The following is a 21,225-nucleotide window of genomic DNA, read 5'->3' on the forward strand; positions in this document are numbered from 1 at the left end:
CAAATACTGCTCGTCTAAACTAAATAATATTTATTTATATGAATCCTTCGAACTATTTATTAATGCAGGATTCATACTAAGTAGTTTTTCATAAAGGAGAAAATAAAAGAAAGATGGATTTTTTTAACTCTTGGCTTCCATTTCTTTATCTATATGGAATCGGGGGCGCGTTCTTCGGCTTTGGTTTATATATTTTAGTTAGAAGCAAAGCTCTAAATTTGAAAAATAAACTTCATGAGAAATGGATGCGCTATTTGGTTTTTGGGTTTTTCTACATGATGGCAATTCATTTTCTATTGATTGTTTTAGCTTTGTACCTATAATTAATATTTCAATATGAAATAAAAGAAAGCAGCGTTTTATGACAGCAGTTCTGGAAATTTGGATTTCTTATTTCTACATGTATTTGGTAGGCGGAATATTTTTCGTAATTGGTCTGCTTATAACTCACAAAGCCGGATCGATGACCTTGAAGAAAAAAAATCATCGATACTATTTTAGACTTTTAATATTTGGTTTCTTTTATTTTATGATACTACACGCACTTTTAATTTTTGCAGGATTATATTGGTGATTTATGAATAACATTCACAGCATTGGAACTGGAATAGATTGGATTGTAATGGCAGTTTATTTTATTGCCATTATGTTGTTCGGAAGTTATTTCGGACGTTACAATCGTACTACAACCGATTTCTTTTTTGGCGGGAGAAGATTTGCTTGGTGGCTTATTGCGATGTCAATTGTAGCAACAGGTGTCGGCAGCCATAGCTTTATAAAATATTCAGCAAAGGGATTCGAACACGGTATCTCTTCGACAATGGCGTATATGAATGATTGGTTCTTCGTTCCATTCTTCATGTTTGGCTGGCTTCCGATTTTAGTCTATACAAAAATCAGATCTATCCCGGAATATTTTGAAAAACGTTTCAGTCCATCCGCAAGATTTTTAGCGACACTTCTGCTGCTACTTTACATGGTCGGATACGTCGGAATTGGATTTCTAACAATGGGCAAAGCGATTCTTCCGCTTCTTCCACCGAGTTTTGATTTTGGAATTTTTCAATTCGATGTTACATTGATGGGACTGATCATCGTTATCGCATTTATTACAGGCGCCTACATAACATTCGGCGGTCAAACTGCAGTTATCTTCACTGATCTTCTCCAAGGTTTCATTCTGATTTTTGCAGGTATGTTCGTTTTTCTTTTGGGCATAGACTATGTCGGTGGATTTCAAGTTTTCTGGAGTGTTCTCCCAACCGAATGGAAATTACCACTTGCAAAGTTTAACACGCCACCAGATTTTAATTTCGTCGGAATCTTTTGGCAGGATGGAGTTGCTGGCTCCATTGGATTTTTATTTATGAACATGGGGCTAGTGATGCGTTTCATGTCAACAAAAAGCGTTGACGAGGGACGAAAAGCCGCTGCATTTAATATACTTTTTATGCTTCCGCTCTCTGCGATAGTTGTCGGAAATGCCGGCTGGATTGGTAAAGCAATTTCGATTACAAGCCCTGATGTTGTAAGCCCGAACACTCATCCTGATCAAATTTTTGTTGTAGTTGCAAATGTTATCGCTCAGCCTGGAGTGTTTGGATTTATAATGGCAGCGCTAACTGCAGCTTTAATGTCAACGGTCGATACTTTGATAAATGCAATTGCGGCTATCTATATAAATGATATTCATCGCCCTGTAAAGAAATGGTTGAAAAAGCAGTCTTCATCCTTTAAGAAGGAAGACAAACGAGAATTGTTTGCCGCAAGAATTGCCTCGATAGTGTTTACTTCTGTTGGTGTATTGGCTGTAATTCCTTTTAGTCAATTCCCTACGGTCTATGAAGCTCATGGATACTTTCATTCAACTCTTACACCGCCGCTTGTTGTAGCAATATTTTTCGGAGTTCTTTGGAAAAGATTCACACCTGCGGCAGTGATCACAACATTTATTGCAGGCGTTGCAATGATGATGCTTGGTGCATATTATCCAAATCCGTTGATCGCAATCTTTGATCATGGTACACCGATGGATCCAAAGCATCCCTATATCTATATTGGAGCGTTATATAATACTTTCGTGTGTGTGGCAATTGGAGTTGTGGTTGCTTTTACTACAAAGCAACAAAGACGATTAATAAAGAAATTACGCGATAAGAAAAACGACCGCGGAATAATGGTCGTTGTTACGTTTATTATCGCAATTATCTTCAGTGCAATAATTTTTAATGCCGCCAGTTTAGCTGTTCTGTTAATCTTAAGTCTGACTTTAATTGCATTAGTCGCTCTTGCATCGACTTATTATATAAAATATGATGAAAACGAAAAGACGGAAGGATTAACTATTTGGTCAATTGAAAAAGCTAAAGAATTCTTCAAGGGGGGAAAGGTAAATGAGAAGGAAGGAAAGGTCATTAAAGTCCAATGGAAAATTAAAGATGATGAAGATGATGATACGGTCAATTGTTCAAAGAGCGATATGAAAAAAATGTCCGCAGAAGTCGGCGACCTAGTTTATTTGTGCGATGCAAGAAAGATTTTCGGCGGGCTCAAATCCATTCACTCTGTATATGGCAAACCACATGATGAAGATGGGGTTGTTTATATAACTAAGGATCAGAAAAAAACTGGTATATTCGTGAAGGGTAAAAAGCTTACTGCTGAGAAAGAGATGTAGAGTTTCTAAAATAATTTAGATAAGGGGATTGAAGTTGAACAATTTTAAAAATTAAATCCCAAGAATTATTTTATCAACAAACACTTTCCACTCATTCTCGATTGAAATTTCATTTGCTGGTTTCTTTGAATCGACTTTCGACATTAAAATTAATCCGCGTGCAAACCGCGCTATCATTTGGGCAAGAGGTTTAGTTTCTTCTTCTAAGTACTTTTCCTTTTTAAAGTGATCTTTTAACAAATTGAATAGAAATTTTTCTTCTGATTCGATCAGACTGAAATAAGGCGACTTCTCATCAAGCAAGTGCATCAATCCAACGGCATCAATTTGAATTTGAGTCAAGTTGCTTCCGTCATCAAAAGTTTTTTGACGAATATGCAAATATTCGATAAGTTTTTCGTTTAAAGTTTGATCTTTGTTCTTCTCAAGCTGTAAAAGTTCTTTTGAAAACTCATTCAATTCAAACTTGATCACAGCATTGAACACTTCTTCTTTGGTTTTGTAATAATGATAGAGGGTCGCTTTGCCCATTCTTAAATCGCCAGCAATATCATTCATCGAAGTTTTTTTGAATCCGTATCTTGCAAACCTCTCCCTCGCGGACTTTATTATTAATTCTTTTCGTGGATTATTTTTCAAAGTTTTTCTCTATTTTTTTTCACGTTCAAATTTCCATGTGAGTGAATTCGTTTTTCCATTTAATATTCCTGTCACCTCCGCAATAAGAACTTTAGATTTATCGAGTTTATATTTTATCACTTGCGGAAAATCGTGTTCTGGATTTTCGAAAATCACTTCTCCGTTTTTTATTTCGACCATTTCGAATTCAGTTTCTTTTTTTCCTCCAGGACTTGCGATATAAAAAAGTTTCTTATCCCTTTCAACAATTCTCAAATATTCAAAAAATACTTTGCCGGATTTTGAAATAGTTCTATTGACTCCAAGCATAATTCCATTTCGTGGTTCAATCCAAAATTCTTCAACCGATTGGGGTTCTGTTTGAGATTTCCAGGAACCAGTGAGCCAGGTGAGATTTTCAATTAAATATTCTTGTGCAGAGACATAGATCGGAAAAAATAACAGTGCAGTTAAAATTGTAATAAAAATGCTTGATTTTAGGTTAATATTTACCATTTATAAAAGAAAGCAATTAAAAATTATTCTATCTCGATTTTGTTTCAACTTATGTTTTTATCATAAATTCTTCAATAAAAACCAAAGAGCGAAATTGATTTTATAACTCTATCACCCTATATTTGTTAGCTTTTTTTAACGTTTATTGATTAATAGGAGAACTAAAGCATGGCAATTATGACCAAAATGCGGGATAATATGCCTGTCATTCTAATTGGATTAGTAGTTGTATTTTTGATTACGATTATTTTCGATTGGGGAATGGGATATCTCGGACTCGATACTGGAAGACAAAATCCTGTTATTGGAGAAATTAATGGCAAGGAAATTACTTACTTGGAATTCAATCAACTTGTTGAACGCGCACGCGAAAACCAAAAAGCACAGAGCGGTCAAGATATTGAAGATGATCAGTTCGAAACTTTCCGACAGCAGGTTTGGGATGCGTATGTAACCCAAATCTTAATCGAACAGCAAATCGAAAAGTGGGGAATTAATGTTACAGATGATGAAATTCGCGATATCATTTTGGGAGAAGATCCTCCTGAATTCTTAAAACGAAATTTCATTGATTCACTTGGCAATTTCAACCGTTCTATTTATGAACAAGCACTCATGGATCCAAGAAATAAAGAAGCTCTCGTTCAGGCCGAAGATGCAGTGAAACAACAGCAGCTACAGGAAAAATTGCAGAGTTTTATTCAAGCTTCGATAGTAATTCCCGAAAACGATATTAAGAGAAAATTTAAGGAACAAAGTCTTTCAGCAGATGCAAAGTTTGTTCTATTCGATCCAAATACAATCCCGGATGACCAAGTTAAAGTTACAGATGAAGAATTAAAAAATTATTACAACAAAAATCTCGACCTCTATAAAATTGAAGCGCAGAGAAAATTGAAACACGTAATGTTCAGAGAGGTCGCAACAAAATCTGACAGCGAATCAGTTTTTAAAGGATTGAAATCAATTGCCGAGGAAGCAAAACGTGATACTGACTTTGCCAGTATTGTAAAAATTTATTCAACAAAACCTTACCAGGAAAAAGCATTTCCCCATGGTTCACTTCCAAAAGAAGGTGAAAAGGTTTTGTATTCGGGAAAAGCTGGCAATGTCGTGGGCCCAGCTCCAACGTATGATGGATATTCTGTTTTCAAAATTGTGAGAGACAGCACCGCTCAAGATGAGTATGTTTTAGCTTCTCACGTATTGATAAATTTTGGCGTCGACACTTCTTTAGCGTTAAAGAAAATTAATGAAATTCTTGCCGATCTGCGAAGTGGAGCTGACTTTTCTAAAACCGCAAAAGATTATTCACAAGATCCAGTGTCTGCAGCACAGGGGGGCGATTTAGGATGGTTTGGAAAAGGGATGATGGTTCCGGAATTTGAAAAAGCTGCATACGGCGCGAGGATCGGTGAATTAGTTGGGCCAGTTAAAACAAACTATGGCTTCCACATAATAAAAGTGTTCGACAAAAGTAAAAGAGTTGTAATTGCTGCCGAGTTAAACAATCCGGTAAAAGTCTCCGCACAAACCCGCGAAGAAATTTATAATGCGGCGACTGATTTTGCGTATATCATAGACAAAGGAAGTGATTTCGACAAAGAAGCTGAATTAATGAAATATCCCGTCCAAGAGACAACCCCATTTAATGATAAAACAGAATTCGTTCCCGGAATCGGAATGCACAAAGCTATTGTCAAATTCGCTTTTGAAAACAATCTCGGGGATGTCAGTGACGTTTTTAGAATTCAGAATGGCTATGTTGTTGTGAAAGTTTCGGAAGTTATTAACTCCGGAGTAAAAACATTTGAAGAAGTTAAGGATGGAATAAAACCAACCGTGTTGCGTGAAAAGAAAATGGAAATGATGAAAAAGAAAGCCGAAGAAATGAAAAAGAAAATTCCTTCTGGAGAAAGTTTGGATTATTTAACTTCGGTAGATCCAAGTCTGCTCACAACTCAAACCGGATCATTTAATTACGGGCAATTTGTCGGCGGAGGCGTTGGAAGAGATTTTAATTTCAATTATACAGCTTTCACTATGAAACCGAATCAACAACTATCTCAACCAATTAAAGGAAACCGCGGTTACTATTTAATTCAATTGGTTTCGAAGTCGGATTTTGACACAACTGCCTACAGTGTTCAAAAAAATATTTTACGAAATCAGATCTTTCAGGAAAAAAGATCGCAATTATTTAATAATTGGCTGAACGAGCTGAAAAAGACATCTAACATTGAAGACTATCGGTACAAATATTATAGATAGTTTTTGATCAAAATTTTTATTTACTTATCAAGGCTGTTAAACTATAACAGCCTTTTTTTATGAGAAAGATTTTCTACATAATTATAATTTTTACTTCTTTAACCGCTCATGTATTCGGGCAGCCGCATGGCTATCGCCACAGCTTCAGCGGTTCGGTGAATTACATTACAACTTCAAAAATGTTTTTAAATCCGCAATCATCCGATCCAATTGTACGAAACTCCCATTACAGATTTGATAAAATTTGGAGCTACTCTTTTGAATACAGAATAAATCTTTACAACCAAACAATATTAGCCGGAGTAGGCGCCGAATATCTTTCAAAATTAAAAACTGATTTCCCAATGCGAGTTTTACGTAATGATCTAGTGCGAACAATGAACATCACAGATGGCTATGAATTAATTCCTATAGAATTTACAGGATATTATGTTTTCCCGTTCAGCGGAAATTCGTTTAGAATGGTAATGGGAGGGGGATTCGGTGCTTACATTGGTAAACACGTAAGAAAAATCGGAGAGATTTCTGTTTCACCGGTTGAGAAAAAAATCACTTTCGGATTTCATGTTACAGCAGGTGCCGAGTATTTTGTTTATGATTTTGTCTCAATAAGATTTGATATGAAGTTCAGAGATCCTGACTTCGAAGTGAAGAGCAAATACTCTCCAACTGAAACAACTATAAACGGTGACCGGATTCGTGTATTGAACAATGAATTTTATTCGCGGATAAACGTAGATGGAATAAACTTTATTTTCGGTTTGGCAGTACATTTTTAATATGGGTAAAGAAAATTCACCGGGAAAAGAAATGTGGGATGAGAGATTTTCTTCCGAAGAATATGTTTACGGAAAGGAGCCAAATCAATTTTTAAAGTCAACCTATGAGAATAATCCAGCTCACTTTCAAAATCCAATACTACTCTTAGGAGACGGCGAGGGAAGAAATGGAGTTTATCTTGCATCAGAACAGTTCGATGTAACCTCACTCGATTTTTCCGAGAAAGCTCTTGCAAAAGTAAGACTACTAGCTGAGGAAAATAATGTCACACTAAAAACGATTTTAAGCAACATAAATGAATACGAATTCAAAAACGATTTCTGGGGAACGACTATATCGATTTATTTTCATCTTGATTCTTTCAGCCGAAAAAAACTTCATCAAAATGTAAAATCCTCTTTGAAATCGAATGGAATTTTCCTGCTTGAAGCTTACTCGCCACGTCAGCTTCAATTTGAAAGCGGCGGTCCTAAAAATATCGATTTACTCTACACGGTTGAAGAATTAAAAAACGACTTTAATGATTTTGAAATTATTCAATTGGACGAGGTGGAGACGATTCTGAACGAAGGAATACTTCATCAAGGTAAAGCTTCGGTCGTTAGGTTTCTTGGAAGAAAAAAGTAGTTGTTTGTTAGAGATTCAATCTGTTGTGATAGTAGAAAAATGGTCGGCATTTTTTTCATTTCACTAAAAATGTTAAATTGACCAGCAATTCATATAAGAGAATGGTTACAATTAAATAAAAATTATGCCAAGAGTTATTGTTTCGGCAGCGGAAGAAATTTTAGAAAAAGAATATAAATGTCTTAACCATGGTTTTGTTCGTTTAATAGATTACATGGGAAGCGATGAATCGATAGTCCAAGCTGCAAGAGTTAGTTACGGTAAAGGAACTAAGACTATCCGCGAAGATAGAACTTTAATTCGATACTTGATGCGGCATCATCATACAACTCCTTTCGAAATGGTAGAATTAAAATTTCATGTGAAGCTTCCGATATTCGTTGCAAGACAATGGATACGCCACCGTACTGCAAATGTTAATGAATATTCCGGCCGATACTCAATTATGCCGGAAGAATTTTATTTACCGGAAAAAAAAGACATCAAACCGCAGAGCACAACTAATCGTCAAGGGAGAAGTGAAGAAGAAATCCCATTGGAAATTCGTCAGAAGGTTTTGAATTTACTTATGGAAGAACAAAAATCTTCCTTTAATGGATACAATGAAATGCTCGAAAGCAACGTCTCGCGTGAGCTTGCACGTATAAATCTGCCGCTCTCGCTTTATACTCAGTGGTACTGGAAAATTGATCTCCATAATCTTTTCCACTTCCTAAGACTTCGAATAGACGATCATGCTCAATATGAAATCAGAGTCTATGCTAAAGCTATGGGTGAGATGGTGAATAGAGTGGCGCCTTTAGCTTGGGAAGCTTTTGAGGATTACATTTTTAACTCCATCACTTTGTCAAAAACAGAACTGACGGCACTGAAAGAATTTTTCCCAGAAGAAATTCCTAATCAGAAATTAGAACAACTTGATCTTTCCAGCTACGAAATTGCTGAACTTGCTGAAAAACTTAAAAAGATTCGAAAACTCTAATCTGGAACTTCATCTGCCGTCACCGACCGGTTGGTGACAGCACTAAATACTCCCCACTTCCAACCTTGTGAATTTTTTTGGATGGTTCGTTGTTTAATAGTTCAAGTTCTCAAAATTAATTTAAACCACAACTATATTGTAAAAGGAAAGATTATGAGCTTTATCAAAAGAAATAAAATATTCCTAACAAGATTTTCTATTTTCTTCATTGCTATTTCTTCATTTTTTTTATACGCCTTTAGTTCCGGAATTACAGGGCAAACAAAAAAAACCACTACAGATGGATGCAACTGCCACGGAAGTTCACCAACTACTGCAGTAAATGTCATAATTGACGGACCCTCCTCTCTTATTATTGGGCAAAAAGCAACTTACACATTGACTATTTCTGGTGGACCTTTGGTTCGTGCCGGTACAAACATAGCTGCAAGCTCCGGCTCATTGGGTGTAATTACAGGTTCTGGACTTCGATCATCGGGAGGCGAATTAACGCATACATCACCTAAAGCGCCTGTATCTGGATCGGTAACCTTTCAATTTGAATATACAGCGCCATCAATTGCTGGAAATGTTACACTATTCGCGAATGGCAATTCAGTAAATTTCACTGGTGGGAGCAATGGAGATCAGTGGAATTTTGCTGCAAATAAAACCATTGTTGTAAACACAATTTCTGTTGATGACGAACTTCTTGTAAACGATTTTAGACTTGAACAGAATTATCCGAATCCGTTTAATCCGGGAACGGTTATTAGTTATCAGCTAAAAGTTAATGGTCATGTCTCGTTGAAAGTATATGATATGCTTGGTGAAGAAATCGCTGAGTTGGTTAATGAGTTCAAGAACAATGGCAGGCATGAAGTTTACTTTGATGCAGCAAAATACAATTTACAATCAGGTGTTTATTTCTACAGACTCGATACAGAAGGATTCAATTCAATAAAGAAACTAATTTATCTAAAGTGATTTCAGTTATTAATAGACCTTGAAGGTTCCTCGGATTAAGTTTTTGTAACCTTCAAGGTCTGGTCACGCATACTGCTGTCACCGAACGCTCGGTGACGGCAAAAAAAATCCAATGTTCTCTATTTCTTAGAAATCGAGTATCGAGAGAACATTTTAAGACAGCCTCTGTTGTAATTCAAATTAATCCATCGTATTTTACGATAGAATTGTAAAGGTCATTTTACTAAAAATCCATTAAACAACTATTTTGATGAAGAATTGGACTTCATCTACTAAAGATAAAAGGGAGGAAAAAATGAGAGTCCGCTTTTTGATGCCCATGCTTTGGGCTTGTCTTTTTAGTAATCTATCAATTGCGCAGCCAACAATCGAGTGTAAGCAAATTGGCTTTTTTAAGGAAGGCTTGGCTCCGATTCAACTTCGTGATGATTGGGGTTTTCTTGATGTGAATGGGAAAATTGCTATCGAACCGAAGTTTGCAGTTTACATAGAAGAATGGGGCGCGTTGCCGTATTTCGACGAAGGAATGCTTGTCGTCCTTGATACGGAAACTGAGAAATGCGGTTATATAGATAAGCAAGGTAAACTTGTAATTCCATACAAATTCACACATGCTTTTAATTTTTCAGACGGTATTGCAGCAATAATCCAAGATAGCCGAGTTTTCTCTCTTATCAATACTGAAGGTAAAATTATTGCTGAAGAAATCGGTTGGCACGACGGTGGCAAGTTTAAAAACGGATTAATGAGATTTCAAAAAGAATTTCAAAATGGATTTATGAACAAAAAAGGAGAAGTCGTTATTGAACCGATGTTTGATGCTGCGACAGATTTTTGTGAGAATGTTGCCTTTGTTCAGAAAGATAATCGCTGGGGGCTTATTGACGCATCCGGAAAATATATTATCGAGCCAAAGTTCAAAGAATGTCCAGAACCGTTTTCAGGAGAAAGAACGTTTTTTATCGGTTCGGATTACAAACGTGGTATAATTGATAAAGAAGGTAAAATAATTAGTGAGCCAAAATATAATCATACTTTTCAATTCAAAGATGGATTTGCTGTTGTATCATTAAACGACTCAAAGAACCAGCAATTCTTTCAGATAATTGATCTGAATGGCAAATCAGTAAAAGAATTTCCATATACCAATAAGTATAAAGAAAATGTGACTTTTTTCTCTGGATTTCAGGAAGGATTGGCAATCGCAATGAAAGATGGGAAAAGGGGGATGCTCGACACAAAAGGTAATACTGTAATTAAATTTGAATTCTCAGTATTGGAACCATTTTATTCCGGCCTTGCTTATGCTGAAAAATTCGATGACAAGAACAAAAAAACAAAAAAGGGGTTCATCAATAAAAAGGGTGAATTTGTCTTTTTTGTGAATTTTATTTAGTTGAATCAATTGCCGTCACCGAACGCTCGGTGACGGCAAAATAAACTAAGCTTCACTCAAATCGGGCTTCTTCAATTCCCCTTCTGATTGAGCAATTACAACGCTGACTGCTGCATCGCCTGTTATGTTTGTAACAGTTCTGCACATATCGAGAATTCTATCGACTCCCAATACCAAAGCAATTCCTTCTTCAGGTACGTGAACAGCTTTTAATACAATGATTAGCATAATTATGCCCACACCTGGCACAGGTGCAGTTCCAATTGATGCAAGTACAGCAGTTAATACTATCATTAATTGTTCAAATAAACTTAGATCCATTCCGTAGACTTGGGCAATAAAAACAGCCGCAACTCCTTGATAGAGTGCAGTTCCATCCATATTTATCGTTGCACCAAGCGGAAGAGTAAAGCTCGTAATTCCTTTTGAGACACCAAGATTTTCCTCACAGCATTCCATGTTTACTGGTAGTGTTGCGGCACTCGAACTTGTACTGAATGCAATTGTCTGGGCGCGCCTCATTCCTTTGAAGAATGTTCTGATTTTCATTCTGCTGAAAAGTTTTAGCATCCCGCCGTAAACAAAAACTGTGTGAATAAACAATCCTATTAAAACTGTAAGCGAGTACCAAATAAGCGTTTGAAGAATTTCAAAACCGAACTCTCCAACTGTTGCCGCGATGAGTGCGAAAACTCCGTATGGAGCGATTTTCATAATTAAGTCTACCAACTTTATCATCGTATCGCTCAATCCGTCAAAGAAATTAACCACCGCCTGTTGTTTTTCTTTACGAACAAAAGTCAATGCAACCCCAGCAAACACAGCGAAGAAAACAATTTGAAGCATTTCTGCATCAGCCATTGCTTTAATTGGATTGCGGGGAACGAGATTTACAATTTGAGTCATCACATCGACATCGACTTCGGTTTGGATTCTTTTACTTGCATCAGTTTGATAAGTAGCTAATAATTCCTGCTTAGTGCTTTCGGGCATTCTTGTTCCGGGCTGAACAAGATTGGCAAGAACTAATCCAACCGAAATAGCAAATGCGGTTGTCACTAAATATATCGAAATAGTTTTTCCGCCGATGCGAGCAAGTCTTTTAATATCACCAAGACTTGCAGCACCGACAATTAGCGAAGCAAGGACTAATGGAATTGCAATCATGTTCAATAGTCGAATAAAAATATCACCTATCGGTTTAATGTAGATTGCAATTGTTTTAACTTTCTCTACAGACTTCACATTTTCAAATATTCTTTCATCAATATTCAGCTTGATTAATTTTCGTTCTTCCGAAGAAAACGATTTGAACTTTTGAATTATCAGTAATTGATCTTTCCCAGAAAATGAACTTGTTTTATCCGAAATAAAAGCGAATGAATTCCAGTTCTGCATCTGTTCAGATTTTTGAATTCCATTTTCAATGTAAGATATTTCAAGAAGATTCTTATCGATGTGAAAGATTGCACCGAAGACTGCACCGAGTAACAATGCAAGCACAATTTGAGTGTGAAGTTTCATCTTCAATAATTTCATAACTCACCTAAAAATTGGTCAAGTTTAGGAAAACAATGCATAGAATACAATCAGAATAATTTTAGCTCAAATGGTTAGAAAAGCTCAATATTTTTGAAAAAACGAAGGTTTTTATTGCAATAATTTTAAATCTTTCTCTTTCATTTCTTCAGGTTTATTTGCTAAGTTCGACTCCAACAATTTATGAATTAAGGGAATCAAAATGTTTAAGAAACTAATGCCTAAAGAAGAGAAGTACTTTGAAAACTTCAATGAGATGGTAAAACATCTTGAAGATATTGCTAAATCAACTCACGATTTTTTCACTGCATCAAGCTACGATCCAGATTTATACCTAAAATTAAAACCAATTGAAAAAAGATGCGATGAGATAACATCTAAAGTTACGAAACGGCTGAATAAAACTTTTATCACTCCATTTGACCGAGAAGATATTTTTAATCTGATAAAAAAACTTGACGGCATCGGAGATATTTTAGTGGGCGCAGTATCGCGAGTTGAGACTTACAATCTTACCAAAAAAATTGAAGACGCTGATAAACTTACAGCGATCGTTGTGCAGCAATTAAAAGAACTCGGCAGGGCTATTCAGGATCTTCGTAAGGGAGATCACTTCAACGAATGTGAGGCAGTAAAAGATCTCGAAACCGAAGCCGATCACATTTACCGCAATGCGATGAAAAATCTCTTCGCAAAAGAAATGGATGCTATAACTCTTATTAAGAAAAAAGAAATTTTGGATATGCTCGAGAATGCATCAGACAAATGTCAATCAACCGCTAACGTTATCATTTCAATATTTATAAAGAACAGCTAATGGAATTATTTTTTCCCCTCTTTATTATCTTTCTTGCACTTGTATTCGATTTCTATAATGGAATGAACGATGCTGCGAATTCAATTGCGACAGTTGTTTCTACAAGAGTTCTTAAACCATTTCACGCTGTCTTATGGGCGGCATTTTTTAATTTTGTCGCTGCATTTGTTTTTGGAACTGATGTTGCTAAAACTATCGGTGCGGGTTTGATCGATGGCAAAATAATAGATTATAAAGTTATTTTCTCCGGACTTGTTGGCGCAATTGTTGTTTCATCTATCGCAACACATAGAGGTTTACCGATCAGCATTTCACATGCGATTATTGGTGGAATGGGTGGAGCCGCAGTAATGAAACAAGGATTTGAATCTCTCATAATGTTAGGATTTACTAAGGTTATTTTATTCATTTTCTTTGCACCGATGCTTGGATTTGTGATTGCTTATATATTCTCGATTATTACCTTGTGGATTGTTAGAAACAAACCTCCACGAATAGTTGATAAATATTTTAGGAAACTGCAGTTAGTTTCTGCAGGATTATACAGTTTAAGCCACGGCGCAAACGATGCTCAAAAAACGATGGGTATCATAACAATGGTTTTAGCATTAATGGCAGCTGGTGAATCTGGAGGAATAGCAACGAAAACTTTTCATGTTCCATTTTGGGTAGTGATCACAAGTCATACTGTAATAGCTTTTGGAACGTTAGTCGGCGGTTGGAAAGTCATCAAAACTCTCGGTATGCGGATGACAAAATTAAATCCATTCGGTGGTTTCAGTGCAGAAACTTCTGCAGGATTAACAATAATCGGTGCAACAATTTTTGGAATTCCTGTAAGTACAACTCATACAATCACCGGTTCGATCGCTGGTGTTGGTGCAGTTAAAAGTCTTTCTGCAGTAAGATGGGGAGTTGCGAGAATTATAGTTTGGGCTTGGGTATTGACAATTCCGCTTTCAGCTTCTGTGTCTGCTGGAACATATTGGGTGTTTATAAAAGTTTTACATTTGTTTTGATTTTTCTTTGTCTAGTATAAAACTAGTAAATTGTTTTGCGATTCAATATGTTTCAGATGTAAGACAGTTTAATTTTCGAAGGTTTGATCTTATGGAAGTAAAACAGATTTTAGAGCGAGAATTAAAACTAAAACCATCCGAGCGGGCAATAGTTGTTTTGTTGCTGTCACCGACCGGTCGTTGACAGCAATTAGACTTTTAAAGTCTCACCTTCCGTTTTTGCAATTGTAACTGCGCCGCACGAATCGCTCCAAACGTTTACAGTTGTGCGGCACATATCGAGGATTCTATCTACAGCTAAAATCAAACCGACTCCTTCAAGAGGCAAACCGACTGCGGTTAAAATAATTGTAATCATAACTAATCCTGCCATTGAAATTCCTGCCGCTCCAATCGAAGCAAGCAATGCAGTAACCACAACAATTGCCTGCTGAAGAAATCCAAGCTCAACGCCATAAGCTTGAGCAATAAACATTGCGGCAACGCACTCATAAAGTGCAGTGCCGTCCATATTAACAGTGGCACCGAGCGGTAAAACAAAACTTGTAATTTTATTAGAGACGCCATCATTATTTTCCACTGCGTCCATTGTAAGTGGAAGCGTTGCAGAGGACGAACTTGTTGAGAACGCAGTAAGCAGTGGAGTTGTCATTGCTTTGAAGTGTGAAAATGGATTTACCTTTGCAATGAATTTAAGAATCAACGGAAGTGTGATTGTGGCATGAATTAACAATCCGAGGAAAACTGCGAGCACGTAGATCCCTAATCTTTTTATTATATCAATAAGCGAATTTAAATCACCGGCTTGTTCAGCTACAACTCCTGCAACAATTCCAAAAATACCAATTGGAGTAAGTTTTATTACTACTGAAGTTATTTTCATCATGACTTCAAATGCCGCACTAAAGAAGCTTGTGAGATTGTCTTTATAAGAATTAGAAAGTCTTGTAATAAAAAATCCGAAAATGAGAGCGAAGAAAATAATCTGAAGCATCTCGCCGTTTGCCATCGAATTAAAAATATTTGTTGGTACAAGATCGATAATGATATTCAAAAACGAACTGTCCGCTGCATTCAGCCCTTCGACCGATTTTTTAAATCCTAGATCCGCTCCCACTCCAGGCTGAAATAAATTTACCAGAACTAAACCCGTTAGTATAGCAAAGGTGCTGGTTGAGATGTAGAAATAAAAGTTTTCATCCCCAGCCGCCCGAGATTTTCTGCCGTCCCAATTCCAGTCACTCCAGAGATAATCGAAGTAAAAATCAATGGAACGATCACCATTTTTAAAAGCCGTAAAAAGATTTCCCCCATCCAGGATACATAAGCAACATATTCAGTAAAAAATATGCCGTAAAGAATGGAGAAAATAAGAGCAATAAGAATTTGCCAATGAAGAGCAATTTTTTTCATTTCAGACCATGAGTTGTTCGCAGATTTCATCGCAAAGAAGATAACCTTTTTTCGTCAATTTCAAAAAGTTGTTATCGACAATTACAAAACCGCTTTTTAACAACTCATTTACAAATTTTTCTTCTGAGCTTAAAAGCGAAATATTAAAATCCTGTTTGAACAAATTTAAATCTATTCCCCGACTTCTCAATCCGAGATAAATTCTTTCATTGTAAAGTTCGGTGGGATTAAGAAATTCTTCACTCTTGATTCCATGCTGCACTGATTTTACTGCTTCGATATATCTTGTGATGTTCGAAAAATTATTCCAGCGTTTATCATTCCAAAGTGAATGTGCCGATGGCCCAAATCCTAGATAATTAACATGATACCAATAATTTAAATTGTGAATGCACTCGAATCCAGGCTTGGCAAAATTCGATACTTCGTATTGCACAAAATTATTCCGAACTAAAGTATCGATTAGATATTCATAACTCTCGGCATCGTGTTCAATCGATCTTAAGCTTGAAAATCCATGCTTTACGTTATAATAAAGTGAGGTGCCCGGTTCTAAAATCAAACTGTATGCAGAAATATTTTGAATTGGAAGAGTTAAGGCGACTGCCAAATTATCTTTCCAAGTTTCTAAAGCCTGTCCAGGTATAGAAAAGATTAAGTCTATGTTTATATTTCCGTATCCTGATTTTGCAGCGATGTCAATGCATTCAGCAGCTTGTTTGCCGCTGTGATTACGTGTAAGAAATTCTAAGTCATCATCATTAAATGACTGAACGCCAATGCTCAATCGATTAATTCCAATTGATTTTAATTCTCGAAGTTTTATTTCATCTACTGTATCTGGATTTGTTTCTAAAGTTATCTCAACGTGTGCATCAAAAATGAATCTTGATTTAAGTGTTGTAATAATTTTATCAATATATTCCGGTTCAACTAATGATGGCGTCCCACCGCCAAAATATATTGTGTGAAATGTCGATTTATCTTTGTAACGGTCAGAAAAATATTGAATCTCCTTTTTTAATGAATCAAGAAGCAAATCATATTTAGAATGATTGATTTGAACATAGAAATCGCAGTAGTTGCATTTTATATCGCAGAACGGAATGTGTACATAGATCGAGGATTTTTTCACATCATACTCTTCATTATGTCGGATGTATCTCCCAGAAATTGCCAAACTTCCATTTTTGTTCCATCGAATTTCAACTCGTGAAATTCAGATCCGTCATAATAAATGAACAAAATATTATCCAGGAATTGATTAAAATCAAATTTCACCCAAAGTGCGTCTTCATGATCAAGAGTTGTTTGAACTATCGTTGCTGTAAATAATTCGTTGGCGTATTTTCTTCCAACTTCTATTTTGGGAAGAGTACGTACAATCTTTGCAAACATATTCGAGAGCCAGCCGCTTTTATTCGTTTTCAGAGCGAATGAATTCTCGGAGATTTGTTGAACCCAAATCTTGCCGTTGAAGCTCGAAAGAATATGGACGTCTTTGTATTCCTTAAAGTGATAGCGGATTATATCATTAATATAAAAAGTGGGGAATTGCCCGGTTGTATTTAAGTAGACAATCTTATCGTTTTTTTCATTAGCAATAAATTTCTTACTGTTGATAACAACATTTTCAATTGATTTAAAACTTTGCGGAAAAGTCTGTGCATAATAAAAACTTAGGTATAAGGCGAGAAAAATAGATGTGAATGCCAGATAATAACCGAATATGCTGTTAAAATATTTTATTCCGCTCAGGTGGTCTTTAAGAAATTTTTTCTTGAGAAATGGAATTTGAAAAATCAAAAAACTCAACAGGAAACTTCCAGGTACCAATGGAAAATAAAGCTGCCGCTCAGATGCGTCGGTTGATAGTTGTGGAAGCAAAGCGAGAATGAATAGAAGAAAACAGAAGTGAATAACTTTTTCTTTCCAAAATTTTACTAATCCAACTGAAAGAAGAATGTAAAAAATAATTCCCAGAATCACCGCGACTAATACATATTCTTTGTAGAATAAATTTAAGCCGATGGGATAAGCCGTAAGCAGTCCGGTAAACATTGTCGGAATTCCAACAACTAAATTTGATAAATATAATGCCGTTCTCTTAAAAGGATCGTAATACATTATATTATTTATACCAAAGCCCGCAAGCTTATAGAATGCAACATAAATTATGAGAAGAAAGAAACTTACTCGCCAATATTTCCTAATTCCAAAAAATGATACTGCTCTTTGATAGAATCTTTTGAAAACAATTTTTTGTTTTGTACTCGGCTCTGATAAAATAAATTCATACAACATAATTGCAAAAGGAGTTATTACTGCAGTTTCTTTACAGAAAAATGCTATCAACAAAAATACATTCGAAAGTATAAATTTTTTCTTAATGAATGTTTCACGGTAATCGACATGAAAGATTAGTGCAAGATTTATAAATAGAACTGCCATTATATCTGTATTCGTTGCAATCCAGCCAATTGTCATTGAGTGATCTTCGCAAATTAAGTAGATAAAGGCGGCAACTAGCGAAATAGTGTATCGCTTCGATAATCTTAAAAAAAGTAGAAACACTGTGAACGACACAAGTGCATGAAGTAAAATTGAAAGCATGTGCAATGGTAGCGCAGCATCCCGTCCAAAAATCAAAAAGAAAGCCGAAAAAACAAGACTCGGTATTGGACGAAAAAATCTGCCGTTGACTCCATCATCCGCCCACCAAAGAGATTCAAAAGTTTTAATGTCTTGAAAGTCGAGTGCCCAAAATCCCGTTAGAGGATTAAACGAAATTATTTCTTCAAGTATTGATACAAAAATAAAATCATCTGCATGAAATTTGTTCGTTATATATGGATAGAAAATGATGAGAGATATAATGAAAAATAGAATTGCAATTTCAAGATAAGTAAGTCGTCTTTTTAAAATATTATTAATGTTCATTGCGATTTAATTTTCACTTTTTAATAAAATTTATTTACAGAAGTATTTAACAACGACATAACGAAATTATCTCAGCCTTCCATCAACTCTTTTGCAGTTCTAAGACTTGTATCTGTAACTTCTTCGCCGCTTATGAGTTTTGCGATTTCCAGCACCCTCTCATCTGCTTTTAATTTCCGAATTGTACTAAATGACTTCCCGGCTTTCACTGTTTTTTCAACAACATAATGCGAGTCTGAGAGCCCTGCAATTTGCGGCAGATGGGTAATTGAAATTATCTGATGGAACTCCGACAGATTTTTCAATGCTTTACCGACCTTTTGCGCAATTCGTCCGCTGACGCCGACATCTATTTCGTCAAATACCATCATTGGCAGTCTATCTGATTTTGCAAGAATTGTCTTTAGTGCGAGCATAATCCGCGAGATTTCTCCACCCGAAGCAACCTTTACAAGCGGCTTAACTTCCTCGCCAGGATTTGTTGAGATAAAAAATTCAACCTGATCAAATCCAGTTGAATCTGATTTGTAGAAATCTTTTCCAAGCTTAACGAACGAATTTTTGTCATCTGACTTTTTATTTTCTATTTTTACTTCGAATTTTGGATTCGTGATTCCAAGTTCTTTCAGAATTACGATAATTGATTTAGAGATTTTCTCTGCCGTCTCGCGGCGTTTTTGTGATAACCGAACAGCGGCATCTGAACATTTTTTTCTCTCCTGTTCGATTTGACCTTCGAGGTTCGCAATTTCGTTTTCAAAATTTTCTGCGAGCGCAAGTTCTTTCTCAATTTTTTTCCGGTATTCGATAACCGAGTCGAGTGAGCCGCCGTATTTTTTTTGCAGCATGACAAGTGAACCTAACCTTTGACGATACTCTTCAAGTAATTCCGGAGAAAATTCTATTCTCGAATTATAGCTCTGTATGAACTTTGCAAGTTCATCAACGATGGAAGTAATTGCTGCGGTTTCTTTTTTCATTTCGGAGAAGATGTTGTCTATTTTGCTGAGGTCATCCAGCAAATTTCGGACTTTGATCATTTGATCGTAAACAGCAGAATCCGATTCGTAAAGAATTTCATAGATCCGTGCAGTGGAATCGTGAAGCTTTTCGCTGTTATCAAGTATTCGCAGCCGAGCTGAAATGTCTTCGTCTTCGTTTTGCTTTGGATTAATCTCATCGATTTCTTTTGCCTGAAATTCGTAAAAATCTTTTTTCTCTTTTAGAAGTTTTTCTTTGCTCTTTAATTCTTCAACTTCTCTGAAGAGTTTCGAAAGTGTTCGATTGTAAATTTGATATTCTTCAAGAAGTTTTTCTAATCCGCCAAAATTATCGAGAAGCTCAACGTGAGTCTCTGACCGTAGTAATGACTGATGCTCGTGCTGACCGTGGAGATCAATTAAATATTTTCCAATTTCTTTTAAGTGCGAGAGTGGTGCCGGCGAATCATTGATAAAACATCGATTGCCGCCTTTACTAGAAACTTCCCGGCGAACAATTACCTCGGAACCCAAATCGTAACTGTTATCGCCAAGAAAATTTAGAACTGCTTGATTTCCGGTAACATCAAAAATTCCTTCGACTATTGCTTTGTTCGAGCCGGAGCGAATAACTTCGTTCGAAGCGCGTTCGCCCACTAATAAATTCATCGCATCAACGATAATCGATTTGCCGACTCCCGTTTCGCCGGTGATGATGTTGAGTCCACTTTCAAAATCAACATCGATGAAATCAATCAGAACATAGTCTTTTATTTTTAATGATTTGAGCATTTAACATTTAATTAGTTTTCGATCCAAATAAAAATCCTTTTTCTTTCGCTAATGCAATTCCGCCGTAGAGGGCGGCATTGTCTCCAAGAGATGAATTCACGATTTTCATCCCTTTGAAATTTTGAGGAAGAGCAACAGCTTCGGCATTTTTTCTGATTATTGGCAGCATAAAATCTCCGCATGCTTCGATCAATCCTCCGGCAAGAACAACTGCATCCAGGTCGAGAAGATTCGACATATTACCGATGACTAAACCAATCGTCTCCGATGCAGATTTCAACGCCCGCTTGGTTACTTTGTCATTCAATTTTAATGCGGAAGAAATCGTTCCACTTTTAATCAAATCATAGTTGTTTGTCAATTTGGTTATGACGGATTTCTTTCCATTTTTAATTACTCTTTTGATTTCACGTGTTATTGCAGTACGGCTTGCTATTGCTTCAAAGCAGCCATAATTTCCACACCCGCACTTTTCGCCGTTTGGGTCGATTACGATATGTCCAATTTCACCTGCAGCAAAACTTTTTCCGCGATAAATTTTATTGTTTATGATCAGTCCTCCGCCGATTCCCGTGCCAACAAAAATTCCTAAAAGATTTTCGTATTTCTTTCCAAGCCCGAAGTGATGTATCCCCAAAGCTCCCAAGTTTGCATCATTTTCGATTAAGGTTGGGACATTGAAATGCTTTTTGATAGGATTTGCAACATTAATATTTTTCCAAGATAAATTCGGAGCTAAGTATACAATTCCTTTTTGAGAATTGAGCGATCCAGGAATTCCGATAACAATTGCGGCAAGTTGATTTGTTTTTACATTTGCTTGAGCTAACACGGTTTCGATGCATTCGATTATTCTTTTTATTACAACAGCTGCTCCATTTTGTGCATCTGT

At 36.2% G+C, this 21,225-nt stretch carries 18 protein-coding genes and 1 pseudogene; 11 read left to right on the top strand and 8 right to left on the bottom strand.

Going from position 1 to position 21,225, the window contains the following annotated elements; genetic code table 11:
* The first annotated feature begins 113 nt into the window (after nt 1–113).
* From FJ213_05920 to FJ213_05930, 3 genes are read left to right on the top strand one after another with little or no spacing between them, the layout of a single operon-like run.
* Nucleotides 114–323, top strand: coding sequence for a hypothetical protein (locus tag FJ213_05920; protein MBM4175695.1), 210 nt, complete (start codon nt 114–116; stop codon nt 321–323).
* 38 nt (nt 324–361) lie between these two features.
* The gene (locus FJ213_05925) at nt 362–574 is read left to right on the top strand and encodes a hypothetical protein (GenBank protein MBM4175696.1); all 213 of its coding nucleotides are present in this window, start codon (nt 362–364) and stop codon (nt 572–574) included.
* Nucleotides 575–577: 3 nt separating this feature from the next.
* The gene (locus FJ213_05930) at nt 578–2,677 is read left to right on the top strand and encodes a sodium:solute symporter family protein (protein ID MBM4175697.1); all 2,100 of its coding nucleotides are present in this window, start codon (nt 578–580) and stop codon (nt 2,675–2,677) included.
* Nucleotides 2,678–2,728: 51 nt separating this feature from the next.
* On the opposite strand, the gene FJ213_05935 is transcribed toward FJ213_05930, so the two are convergent.
* A complete protein-coding gene (locus tag FJ213_05935; GenBank protein MBM4175698.1) occupies nt 2,729–3,316 on the bottom strand; it encodes a TetR/AcrR family transcriptional regulator in 588 nt (195 codons plus the stop codon).
* A gap of 9 nt (nt 3,317–3,325) precedes the next feature.
* Entirely contained in the window at nt 3,326–3,811 is a 486-nt protein-coding gene (locus FJ213_05940) for a hypothetical protein (protein MBM4175699.1), read from the bottom strand.
* 168 nt (nt 3,812–3,979) lie between these two features.
* On the opposite strand from FJ213_05940, the gene FJ213_05945 reads away from it, so the two are divergent.
* The 6 genes from FJ213_05945 (at nt 3,980) to FJ213_05970 (ending at nt 10,833) form a co-directional block, all read left to right on the top strand.
* The gene (locus FJ213_05945; GenBank protein ID MBM4175700.1) at nt 3,980–6,082 is read left to right on the top strand and encodes a hypothetical protein; all 2,103 of its coding nucleotides are present in this window, start codon (nt 3,980–3,982) and stop codon (nt 6,080–6,082) included.
* A gap of 59 nt (nt 6,083–6,141) precedes the next feature.
* Nucleotides 6,142–6,861 carry a hypothetical protein gene (locus tag FJ213_05950; protein MBM4175701.1) on the top strand — a complete coding sequence of 240 codons (720 nt, stop codon included), beginning with the start codon at nt 6,142–6,144 and terminating at the stop codon, nt 6,859–6,861.
* Between the two features lies 1 nt (nt 6,862).
* The gene (locus FJ213_05955; GenBank protein ID MBM4175702.1) at nt 6,863–7,489 is read left to right on the top strand and encodes a methyltransferase domain-containing protein; all 627 of its coding nucleotides are present in this window, start codon (nt 6,863–6,865) and stop codon (nt 7,487–7,489) included.
* A gap of 124 nt (nt 7,490–7,613) precedes the next feature.
* Nucleotides 7,614–8,471: an FAD-dependent thymidylate synthase gene (locus FJ213_05960; GenBank protein MBM4175703.1), complete on the top strand. Its 858-nt coding sequence runs from the start codon at nt 7,614–7,616 to the stop codon at nt 8,469–8,471.
* Between the two features lie 81 nt (nt 8,472–8,552).
* Complete coding sequence (locus FJ213_05965; protein MBM4175704.1) at nt 8,553–9,437, top strand: T9SS type A sorting domain-containing protein; 885 nt, start codon at nt 8,553–8,555, stop codon at nt 9,435–9,437.
* A 250-nt stretch (nt 9,438–9,687) separates the two neighbouring features.
* Nucleotides 9,688–10,833 carry a WG repeat-containing protein gene (locus FJ213_05970; GenBank protein ID MBM4175705.1) on the top strand — a complete coding sequence of 382 codons (1,146 nt, stop codon included), beginning with the start codon at nt 9,688–9,690 and terminating at the stop codon, nt 10,831–10,833.
* Between the two features lie 45 nt (nt 10,834–10,878).
* On the opposite strand, the gene FJ213_05975 is transcribed toward FJ213_05970, so the two are convergent.
* The gene (locus FJ213_05975) at nt 10,879–12,372 is read right to left on the bottom strand and encodes a dicarboxylate/amino acid:cation symporter (GenBank protein MBM4175706.1); all 1,494 of its coding nucleotides are present in this window, start codon (nt 12,370–12,372) and stop codon (nt 10,879–10,881) included.
* 202 nt (nt 12,373–12,574) lie between these two features.
* Here FJ213_05975 and FJ213_05980 point away from each other — a divergent pair, with 202 nt between their 5' ends.
* Together FJ213_05980 and FJ213_05985 are read left to right on the top strand one after the other, a co-directional pair.
* Nucleotides 12,575–13,189: a DUF47 family protein gene (locus FJ213_05980; GenBank protein MBM4175707.1), complete on the top strand. Its 615-nt coding sequence runs from the start codon at nt 12,575–12,577 to the stop codon at nt 13,187–13,189.
* A complete protein-coding gene (locus FJ213_05985) occupies nt 13,189–14,208 on the top strand; it encodes an inorganic phosphate transporter (GenBank protein MBM4175708.1) in 1,020 nt (339 codons plus the stop codon). Before FJ213_05980 ends, FJ213_05985 begins: the two co-directional genes overlap by 1 nt.
* Nucleotides 14,209–14,398: 190 nt before the next feature.
* Here FJ213_05985 and FJ213_05990 read toward each other — a convergent pair.
* From FJ213_05990 to FJ213_06010, 5 genes and pseudogenes are all read right to left on the bottom strand, one after another.
* A pseudogene (locus FJ213_05990) lies at nt 14,399–15,612 on the bottom strand (dicarboxylate/amino acid:cation symporter).
* Nucleotides 15,613–15,622: 10 nt separating this feature from the next.
* Nucleotides 15,623–16,840, bottom strand: coding sequence for a radical SAM family heme chaperone HemW (gene hemW, locus FJ213_05995; protein ID MBM4175709.1), 1,218 nt, complete (start codon nt 16,838–16,840; stop codon nt 15,623–15,625).
* The gene (locus tag FJ213_06000) at nt 16,753–18,561 is read right to left on the bottom strand and encodes a glycosyltransferase family 39 protein (protein MBM4175710.1); all 1,809 of its coding nucleotides are present in this window, start codon (nt 18,559–18,561) and stop codon (nt 16,753–16,755) included. The genes hemW and FJ213_06000 overlap by 88 nt, the downstream gene beginning before the upstream one ends.
* 71 nt (nt 18,562–18,632) lie before the next feature.
* Entirely contained in the window at nt 18,633–20,333 is a 1,701-nt protein-coding gene (gene recN / locus FJ213_06005; protein MBM4175711.1) for a DNA repair protein RecN, read from the bottom strand.
* Nucleotides 20,334–20,340: 7 nt separating this feature from the next.
* Nucleotides 20,341–21,225, bottom strand: an 885-nt coding sequence (locus tag FJ213_06010; GenBank protein MBM4175712.1) for an ROK family protein, incomplete at its 5' end; no start/stop codon positions are given.

Source organism: Ignavibacteria bacterium (genome assembly GCA_016873845.1).
Taxonomy (GTDB): domain Bacteria; phylum Bacteroidota; class Ignavibacteria; order Ch128b; family Ch128b; genus JAHJVF01.

What these genes read in the sequence shown, in the direction of transcription:
- FJ213_05965 (MBM4175704.1), top strand. Translation starts at nt 8,553, where the DNA reads ATGGTTCGTTGTTTAATAGTTCAAGTTCTCAAAATTAATTTAAACCAC.
- FJ213_05955 (MBM4175702.1), top strand. Translation starts at nt 6,863, where the DNA reads ATGGGTAAAGAAAATTCACCGGGAAAAGAAATGTGGGATGAGAGATTT.
- FJ213_05925 (MBM4175696.1), top strand. Translation starts at nt 362, where the DNA reads ATGACAGCAGTTCTGGAAATTTGGATTTCTTATTTCTACATGTATTTG.
- FJ213_06000 (MBM4175710.1), bottom strand. Translation starts at nt 18,561, where the DNA reads ATGAACATTAATAATATTTTAAAAAGACGACTTACTTATCTTGAAATT.
- FJ213_05970 (MBM4175705.1), top strand. Translation starts at nt 9,688, where the DNA reads ATGAAGAATTGGACTTCATCTACTAAAGATAAAAGGGAGGAAAAAATG.
- FJ213_05940 (MBM4175699.1), bottom strand. Translation starts at nt 3,811, where the DNA reads ATGGTAAATATTAACCTAAAATCAAGCATTTTTATTACAATTTTAACT.
- FJ213_05975 (MBM4175706.1), bottom strand. Translation starts at nt 12,372, where the DNA reads ATGAAATTATTGAAGATGAAACTTCACACTCAAATTGTGCTTGCATTG.
- FJ213_05920 (MBM4175695.1), top strand. Translation starts at nt 114, where the DNA reads ATGGATTTTTTTAACTCTTGGCTTCCATTTCTTTATCTATATGGAATC.
- FJ213_05950 (MBM4175701.1), top strand. Translation starts at nt 6,142, where the DNA reads ATGAGAAAGATTTTCTACATAATTATAATTTTTACTTCTTTAACCGCT.
- FJ213_05980 (MBM4175707.1), top strand. Translation starts at nt 12,575, where the DNA reads ATGTTTAAGAAACTAATGCCTAAAGAAGAGAAGTACTTTGAAAACTTC.
- FJ213_05930 (MBM4175697.1), top strand. Translation starts at nt 578, where the DNA reads ATGAATAACATTCACAGCATTGGAACTGGAATAGATTGGATTGTAATG.
- recN (MBM4175711.1), bottom strand. Translation starts at nt 20,333, where the DNA reads ATGCTCAAATCATTAAAAATAAAAGACTATGTTCTGATTGATTTCATC.
- FJ213_05985 (MBM4175708.1), top strand. Translation starts at nt 13,189, where the DNA reads ATGGAATTATTTTTTCCCCTCTTTATTATCTTTCTTGCACTTGTATTC.
- FJ213_05960 (MBM4175703.1), top strand. Translation starts at nt 7,614, where the DNA reads ATGCCAAGAGTTATTGTTTCGGCAGCGGAAGAAATTTTAGAAAAAGAA.
- FJ213_05945 (MBM4175700.1), top strand. Translation starts at nt 3,980, where the DNA reads ATGGCAATTATGACCAAAATGCGGGATAATATGCCTGTCATTCTAATT.